General features: G+C 59.5%; 7 protein-coding genes. 2 read left to right on the top strand and 5 right to left on the bottom strand.

Annotated features, from left to right (window positions below):
* Positions 1-132 precede the first annotated feature (132 nt).
* Together CKO23_RS23110 and CKO23_RS23105 are read left to right on the top strand one after the other, a co-directional pair.
* Positions 133-675 carry a hypothetical protein gene (locus CKO23_RS23110; RefSeq protein WP_200335619.1) on the top strand — a complete coding sequence of 181 codons (543 nt, stop codon included), beginning with the start codon at positions 133-135 and terminating at the stop codon, positions 673-675.
* Positions 676-679: 4 nt separating this feature from the next.
* Positions 680-3430 (top strand): hypothetical protein, encoded by a 2751-nt coding sequence (locus tag CKO23_RS23105; RefSeq protein WP_200335617.1) that lies wholly within the window; start codon positions 680-682, stop codon positions 3428-3430.
* Between the two features lie 9 nt (positions 3431-3439).
* Here CKO23_RS23105 and CKO23_RS23100 read toward each other — a convergent pair whose 3' ends face one another.
* The 5 genes from CKO23_RS23100 to CKO23_RS23080 form a co-directional block, all read right to left on the bottom strand.
* The gene (locus CKO23_RS23100; protein ID WP_200335615.1) at positions 3440-4588 is read right to left on the bottom strand and encodes a ComEC/Rec2 family competence protein; all 1149 of its coding nucleotides are present in this window, start codon (positions 4586-4588) and stop codon (positions 3440-3442) included.
* Positions 4542-5156 carry a hypothetical protein gene (locus tag CKO23_RS23095; protein ID WP_200335613.1) on the bottom strand — a complete coding sequence of 205 codons (615 nt, stop codon included), beginning with the start codon at positions 5154-5156 and terminating at the stop codon, positions 4542-4544. The genes CKO23_RS23100 and CKO23_RS23095 overlap by 47 nt, the downstream gene beginning before the upstream one ends.
* Positions 5137-5817: a hypothetical protein gene (locus tag CKO23_RS23090; protein ID WP_200335611.1), complete on the bottom strand. Its 681-nt coding sequence runs from the start codon at positions 5815-5817 to the stop codon at positions 5137-5139. Before CKO23_RS23090 ends, CKO23_RS23095 begins: the two co-directional genes overlap by 20 nt.
* 343 nt (positions 5818-6160) lie before the next feature.
* Positions 6161-7645 carry a transposase gene (locus CKO23_RS23085; RefSeq protein ID WP_242482683.1) on the bottom strand — a complete coding sequence of 495 codons (1485 nt, stop codon included), beginning with the start codon at positions 7643-7645 and terminating at the stop codon, positions 6161-6163.
* A 218-nt stretch (positions 7646-7863) separates the two neighbouring features.
* A complete protein-coding gene (locus tag CKO23_RS23080; protein ID WP_200335609.1) occupies positions 7864-8019 on the bottom strand; it encodes a hypothetical protein in 156 nt (51 codons plus the stop codon).
* Between the last annotated feature and the right edge of the window lie 513 nt (positions 8020-8532).

Genomic DNA, 8532 nt, shown 5'->3' with positions numbered 1-8532 from the left:
GCGACCATGCACAAGCAGGGGGCGAATCTCTTCAACGCCCTCACCCTGACCTTCCAGGGCACCCCGCCTCAGCCGCGCTTCGCGTAGTCGGCGGCCGAGGGCCGGACTGGGACACCTGAGTAGTTACCGTCAATGAAGGACGACCTTCGATACACACCGTCCGACTGCTTCGAAACCTTCCCCTTCCCGCCAGATTGGGAAACCAACCCCACCCTCGAAACCGCCGGCCAAGCCTACTACGACTTCCGCGCCGATCTCATGGTCCGCAACGACGAGGGTCTGACCAAGACCTACAACCGCTTCCACGACCCCGACGAGACCTCGCCCGACATCCTGCGCCTGCGCGAGCTGCACGCCGCCATGGACCGCGCCGTGCTCGACGCCTACGGCTGGACCCACATCCCCACCGACTGCGAATTCCTGCTCGACTGGGAAGACGAAGAGGACGACGACACCGCCAGTGGCCGCCGCAAGAAGAAACCCTGGCGCCTGCGCTGGCCCGACGACGTCCGCGACGAAGTCCTCGCCCGCCTGCTCGCCCTCAACGCCGAGCGCGCGGACGAGGAAGAACGGGCGGGGCTTGCGACAGAGGCGAACGGTAAACGTCAGACGAAACGCGCGAGAAAACCGCGCAAGTCAGCCCCAGACGTGCAGAGCGAGTTTGACCTGAGCTGAGACCATGCCGTCTGCTTCCAGGGAAAAGGCGAAGCCTCGATTCTTCTCGCGTTTGCTGTTCGGGCTTCGGCGGGGTCCATTCGACACGCTCTCTTCGCACGTCGATCAATGGATCAGAGAATGGAACCAGACCAATCCTGAGCGACGCGCTTGTTGTCACGGCTTCGTCCCCCGGATTCTGCATTCCGCAACCGAGCATCCAGTCTGGTTTGTGCTCGCAATCCTTGAGCTATCGACGCTCTTCGCCTTGCTCGGCGTGTTCGGTGTTCTCATCATCACCGGCCATCAACCAGGCTTTCTCAGTAGTGAGTTTAGCAAGGGAGTCAAGCCCTATTTCGATGTCGTCTGGACGATTCAGGCCACCATTACCGCCGTCGTCTACCCCATCGTCATCGCTTTTGTCGCGATCTTGCTGCAACGACGGCAGTCGTCAAAGGTTGACCTGCAGATCTATCTGTATTCCACGGCGGCACTACCAGCAGGACTCAGCGCTCTTGGACTTATCGGTGCCATGGGTCTCCAGTATCTCGTCGCCTTCACGCTGGACCCGCAAGGGACCGCCTGGGGAATGATCGCAAGCCTCTATTGGTTTGCGATCAACATCTGTCTGACCGGCTGGTTTCTCTACTTCACCATCAGCTTCTTGCACGATGAAAACCGACTGCGTGCCTTCGAGCAATATGCAGTGCATATCGCGTTGCCTCGTGAGGTAAGTCAATACCTGAAGAAGCACATCCTATGGAGTTCGCAGAAACAAGGACTCTTGCCAGGTCGGTCCAGCTATCCCCGCTTTGACTCGGATGCAGACCAAGGGCCGTCTATCGATCTGTACCCTCACGATACTGACGGAACACCATGCGTCACTCGGCGGTTACGTAAGCACAGCCAATTGACGAACGTACGACTGCGGTTGTTCGCTGCCGGACTGAACCGATGGTTGGCACACGCGCGTACTCTCTGGCAAGGCGACATCTCCCATGACGCAACGGCAAGAGCCGCTGATCTGGAGTTGAGAATCGCGCCGGGGGACATGAAAAGCGGCAAGGTGACCCTGCTTGTCGTCAAGGATGGCCCGCCACCAGACTGGTTGGCGCGCTTGCTCATCCGCCGAGCGTTTGTGTTCCGTTCCCCACCCGGCTCTGGCCAGACTTACACCACGGGCGAACTGCTTCAGGAACTGGTTTCAGACCTGAAGAACGAAACAGCGGCCGGGCGTGAGGACGGCACCGAGGTGCGGCTGCTTGCGCTGACCCATATCCATACCGCGCTATTGGATACAGGTCGTTTTATCGATGACAATGGTGCAGCTGCGAATGCAGCTTGCATGGAAGTTCCAGCCGGATTCGGCGGTCGTTCTCTTCATCAGACATGGATCTCTGAGTATTCGCCCTGGCTCGAATGCGCGATCGGAATGCTTGAATCCAACCCGCGTGGGTTTGATCTCGCCTGTCATGTGACTCATCGGCTGGTCTGGGAAGTCGAGCGAGAGCCGTTAGAGATTCCGTTCGATCTGCTCCGTCTTCACGGAAGATTGATCTTTCTCCTCGGCTTGTGGTGGCTGGGTAAAGTTGAGGACCAAGGGATCATCACGCATGACGCTGCGCATGAGGCACAGTTGCGGGCTCCGCGTGCCGGGATCTACGGCAGGGCGCTTCGCCAATGGGTTGGCGGATGGGAGCTTATTCGACTGCGAGACGGGCCTGAGCCCATCACGTCCGTCGAGGCCGCCTGGAAGTACGCCACGCTCGAGGCGAAGTTCTCGATGGAGCGCATCCAACAAACCGCGGAGATGGTATTTGCGGCTGTGGTGCGCGGCGACATGGAGGCCGCTAGTCTTGTCGTTCGCTCATTCTTCAATTGGCTTGCTCAGACGAGCTATCGTTACCAGCACGCCTTCATGGATGATTACCTTCCGCCAACATTGACGGCATCAGCCCTTGATGCAGAGTGGGCTGAGATCTGGGCGCAATCTCATGTATCGATGGTGGAAACAGAACCCAGCCTTGAAGCCCCAGCGAACATTTGCGGAATCCTGGTCAAACGATTCTGGGAAGACCTTCGGCACTTGCTGATCTTGTTGCTACTCGAAGCGAGCAAGGATGGCAAAAGCGAAGAGCCCGCTATGCAGGTCGTCTTGTTTCTATTGCGTGGCTACGACGATGATGAAGAGTCGCTCGAGTCGGCAGGAGCCTATCGTGATGCGCAGCAAGTTCTGCTCCTGCTGATCCGGCAGCACTATGCAAGTCAGGAGTACATGCTACGCCTGAATGATTTCGTAAAGAATGTTCAGCGACATCAATGGCCTGAGCGGATTCCCGGTCGTGTCGATACCCTGCCCGCGAGAGATGACCTTAGTTCGCTGAGCCGCAGTCTGCTGCTGCTCTTACTGTCTCTAGCGCCGGCTCTGGAGTTTTCGGCGGACACTATCGAAAGGTTTGCTCTGTCTCAGAATAGTGAATTCGACGCACGTCTCCATTGGAAAGCCCAAGAACTGGCTCGAGCATTGAGCAAAGAGCTAGAAGACAGACGACAGTCCAACAGCGGGGCAGTCGGCGCAATCTTGAAGCATGCCTCCATCATCAGTGAGATTCGTACAGGACTTAGTCCTAGTCCAGACGTGATATCCCTCCATATCGGGAATGCGCCACCCAAATCCATCGATCCGCTCACTGAGGAATGGGTTGCAGAGGCAACCAAGTGGCTGGGAGAGCTTCCGGAGAAGGTTCAGTGGGTAGACGACCGACAGAAGCCATAGCGCATTTCACTAGGCAACCTCGCCCAAAGGCAACGCTGCCCCGAAGAGTTCGACAGTTCCTTTGTCGTCTTCATCAAGTAGATTCGCCCGCCAACGGACATGCCCGAGTGATCCCGCAGCAATCCGCCGCTTGGTTACCGTGCCCGAGATCATCTGCTCGACTTTGCGAGCGCGCTTTTGAGGTGCCACGTCCCGATCGGGATGCGCTGAGATGTACGCCTTGTCGGTCAACGCCATGATTCGACCACGGTCATCGGCATCGGGCAAGCGACAGCGCCCCCAACGAAAGGGCGTCAGCAGAGCAAACGGGTTCGGTTCCAGCATCTCGCTCCAGACCTCGTCCGCGTGACCGGAGCGCGCCCCGTGATGAGCAACCTTGAAAACGCTCGCGGTCTCTTCTGGACGCCCGACGGATGACAGCACGGCTGACCAGCCGATGTCCCGTTCACCGGTTTCTTCCAAATCCGAGCCAAGCAGAATGCGCCTGCCCCCAACCTCCAGATGCAGGACCACGCTGATGTGGTTGGGTTGGACAGGGGGCATCATGGTGATTGGCCCTGACTGCTTGCAGACCCTGTACTGCAGGGCGATGTCTTCCTTGGCGCGTGTGATCATCTCGTCAGAGGGCGAGAGCGCATGCAGTCGAACGGGAATGACGTTGTCGCCGATGCGGTGCTGGTCACGAAAGACCAGCATGTCTGAGCGCAGCCATCGGATCGACCGCGAGACATGGCCCTCCGGGCGGTTGCGAATGGCCTCGAAAGCGCGATGAAGCTCCGTGGGTCCGGTTGGCAACTTGAGCTTCAGATCGGCATAGAAATTACCAATCGCCAGGAACTCTTGGCTTCTGAGTGCCGCCGAGCAACAGAACTGTGCGCGATCATACTCGGCAGCCAGCTCCGCCAATCCCCGAATATGGTCGGCATGCCAATGAGTCGCGATGATCAGATCGACTGCCGAGGGCGGGACTCCAAGCGCCTGGAGATACTCAAGCGCGGCGGGACTGTTGGTGCTGGCGTCGATGCACGAATCGATGATGAGCCAATGGCCAGCGCCAGTGTGGATGAGGACACACTCGCCGAAACCTGGGCCAAGAATCGAGACCTCGATCTCATCGGGTGAGGGTGGAACCTGCCGGTTGCGCGGCGTCTCCGTCATTCAACAGCTCCCACATCTCGGTGGCCTTCTGCTCAGCTTTGGCAATCGCCTCCGGCGTCAACCGAAAGAAGCGACGAAAGCGGATCTCGGAGACGCGCGAGACCTGCCCATTGCGTCGGGTCATGCGCCCAATGGTCCACATGAACAAGGCGCCGGGGACGATCAGTGAGTGGTCATCCGCGCTGATCTCCTCGAAAGCAATCTCTGCTTCCTCTTCTGGCGCCGGCGCCGTCAGGTCGGCGAGTCGGGCAACGAAGGTCCGCTGTTGCGCGTCGACCGAGACCACCATGCCCTCGAACTGCTGTTCGGTGCGGAATCCGGTCATCGGCGATGATGTCACCACTGGTCGCCGAAAGGCCAATGCGTTGCCGTTCAGTCCCGGCATTGTTGTCGTGAGAGGACGCTCCAGAACAACCGTCGAGGGTCGAATGGCCGAAACCGTGAGCCGCTCCGACAGGCGACCGGCAGGCAGTCTCTTGACGTCGGTGAGTTGAGCCTGTAAGGAACTGGGTAAATCAGCTTCAGCTGTCAGCCCGAGCAGTTCGCTGCTAATCGTGAGTGCCGTCATCGAAATCCTGTTGTGCCATGAATCCAGTCAATAACCCGTCGATGATCTGATCTGCTCTCTGGAGCGAGGCTTCGAAATCGGCCGCAATTTGCTCGACGAATCTTGGCGTTGCTGTTGGATGATCCTGATCTGTGTCTGTTGCTTGCTCGAAATGGTCATTGACACGCAGCGATGCAAAGCCCGGCCGAATGGGTTCGACGCTGACCACAACGTGTCCTGGCTCTTGGTCGGGCCGAGTGCCTTTGACATGGAGGCCCAACATACCCGGGTTCTCGAGGAGATGGCTCCAGGGTGATTTCGGGGCGAGGTAGTGACCAAACTTGTGCCACTCGGCATCCGTCGCAAATCTGTAGCGCTGAGTCAGATTGATCCCAAGTTGCCTGGTCGGCGTATGCGGGAGCTTCGAAAAAGCGCCAACGACCAAATCGCGGAGCTGGGTCCGAAAGGCCTCACTGCGAATCCTGGCCGTAAAACGGTCGGGAAGCACATCTACCGACAGCCAGTCGAGCCGAAAGCTGGCGATATCGTGATGGATGATCTCGACATGCGCGTCTTCTGCCTCGGACTTGCGGATGAGACCCTCCAAAGCAAACCAAGCCGGCTGAAAGATCATTGGGTTGAAGTCGCCGATCAGCACGATGGCGACATCTTCAGCATCCAAGGTAGGTCGTTGCCGGGCATTCATCAGCGGTAGGCGACATCAACGCGACGGGGCAAAGCGGGTGGCGGATGGTAACATCGCCATTACAATGGTTTCCAATGTATTTCGTTGTGAGACATCTGCGCTGTCGCGTTCTGCGGACGTTCGAGGGCCGGCAGAGCATCGGCGCTCGGCGTGGCCGAGACTCGAAATGACGTTGCCAATGGGCTCCAGCGGGTCCTGAGAGCAGGTTGAATGCATATAGATGCGAATGGATCGCATCTTCAGAAAGCTCCAGGCGAGCGCCCTGCTCGGATGCACTGATCCGATCAAGCACAGGGGCGATGGAGAAGCGCGCGTGTGGCTATCCGGTCGCGGGGATAGGCTGCACCAACGAGCGCATCTGCTCGGGCCGGCCCTGTCGGATGTGCCCGAGTGCCATCGCCATCATCACCGCGATGGCTAGCCCGACGCGGGTGGTCATCTTGGCGATGCCACGGATGAAGTGCTGCTCGAAGCCGAAGTGGCGGTCGATGCGGTTGTTGATGCGCTCGAGTGCACTGCGGCGGTTGTAACCGCGCTGCCAACTCGGAGAGCCGTACGGGGTGGGCACGAAGATGCGCCGATTGTGCTCATCGAGCTTGATACGCACGATGCGCCCGTACGCACCGGGATTCACGTCGCCGGCCTGATGGCATTGGGCTTGGCCTTGGCACTCAAGGCCATAAGCAGCGACTGGACAGCGATATTTGAGCGTGTCGCGATCGGCTTCGAAGCCCTGAAAGGCCAAATCGCGTTGCTCGCCGCTCACGGGACAGACGCACTGCACGGAGCCTTTCTCGGTATAAACGATGGTATCGGCCCGTTCGGGGTTGAGGGGACGGGTGATGGGCTTGGCTGGATCGTAATCAGGGAGGCGCTTGTCCTCGCGCCACAGCTCACGGGTATCGATCAGCGGGCGGATCGCGTACTCATCCCACAGGAGCGCCTTGGTCTCAGCGCTATCGAGACCGCGATCGGCACTGAAGTCGCGGCAGCGCTCGGCGAGTTCTGGCGTCTCGCTGAAGGTGGCGCGGATCATCGCGCGCAGGGTGGGCTGCTCGCTGACCGAGGCAGGGGTGACTTCAAAGGCCACGGGGATTTCGTACTGGGTATCGGCGATCAGGTGCAGTCCGTAGCCGAACCAGCGCTTGATCGTCTTCCAGGCCTTGCCGGTGCGGGCATCGACGCCCTGGGTCTCGTGACAGCCCCAATCGGCGTCGGGGTCAGAGGTCTGGCCACTGGCGCGCGCTTTCTGCCCGGTGCTGTGACTGGCGATGTCGGTGCCATCGAAGCCCAGATGTGTTCCGAAATCAGGCAGCTCGGCCATGAGCTGCTCGCGCAGGATGACCGCCATCTCGCTGACCATGCCGAGCGCGTCCTCAAGCTCAATGACATTGGCCAGAAAGCGTGAAAAGTTCCAGCTCAAGGGCACGGGGCGTACCGGCTCCGCAGGGGGTGGGATCTCAATGCGCACCACGCCCGTGTCGGGGTCGGTGACGACCCGGGGTTTGGGCGCGCGCTGGATCGGCAGGGTCTCGAAGCCGCAGGCCTCCATCAGACAGGGATTGCGCGCCAACTCGCGCAGCAGCGATTCCAGGCTCTCATGCTGATAGACGATGCCAGCGAGCAGCGCGTTCCACATCGCCCGCACCGGATAATCATCGCGCCCGTGCCCGCGTATGACCTCAAGGTATTGAACCACGCGCTCATCGGGGAGATGGTCACGCACCAAATACAGCCGATCGAGGTCGCTGCGCGCCTCGAGGGCATCCCACGAAAACAAGCTCGATTGCACCATGGCCGCCATGGGATCCTCCTTACAATAGGGGTCGTCTCGATAATGACGATGATCCCTTGGTGGGCGTCCCATTTCCACCCGAGCGGGGCGTGCTGGGGTGAATTTCTCGCTCTCCCCGCTTGGCGCACGCGCAAACCATTGATCTTGCGTTCTACATTGGGGTAAACGAAAGTCGAGCAGTCCTGTCGTCCCCTTCAAATCAGTGGGTTAGAGACAGCGCAACTGGCTCAGAACAACAGCTGACGGGTGTACTGGCTTTGCGCCGTCTGCTCAAACCAGGCGTTGAGCTGGTCCGGATGGAAGCTGCGCTCCAACACCGCGCGCGCCATGGTGGGGATGGGGAAATGCTCGGCAAAGCGCTCAAGCAGTGGATTCAGCAACATCGTCAACAGCCCGCTGGTTACAAAAGGGCACGATTCTACCGAAGACGCGCGACTCGCGCTGCTCGGGCGATTCAGCTGCGTCGAGGGCGGGCGACCGGCAGGAGTCGTTGCGTTCACTTTTTGTGACCTTCACAGCCCTGGACAAGCGACTTGTGCTACATCCTGATTGACTACGACGGGTCTGATCAGGATACGTGTAAATTTCAGCAATCTCTGAGTCAGATCGACCTGTCGGCGAGGACTCGCAGCGCCCGAAGCACGAGCGGAGGCGACGCGTCCTCCATGTCGAGCACATAGCGCCCAAAGCGGCGGAGATGCTCGCGCATGTACGGGCTCAGCCCGGCGAGGAGCTCTCGGGTCAGTGTCCAGCCCTCGGCCTCCATGTCCACGGCGAAACCGTTCTACCGCAGATTGACTCGCCGTAGTGGGATTTACCTTCGATTCTGTACAGGCCCCAGCGTTTGACTCAAACTGCGCGCCAGGATTGGTTGGCGAGGCAGCGCGACGCACGTG

This window comes from Thiocystis violacea, from assembly GCF_016583565.1.
GTDB lineage: Bacteria > Pseudomonadota > Gammaproteobacteria > Chromatiales > Chromatiaceae > Thiorhodococcus > Thiorhodococcus violaceus_A.
This window is presented reverse-complemented; position numbering and strand designations above follow the sequence as displayed.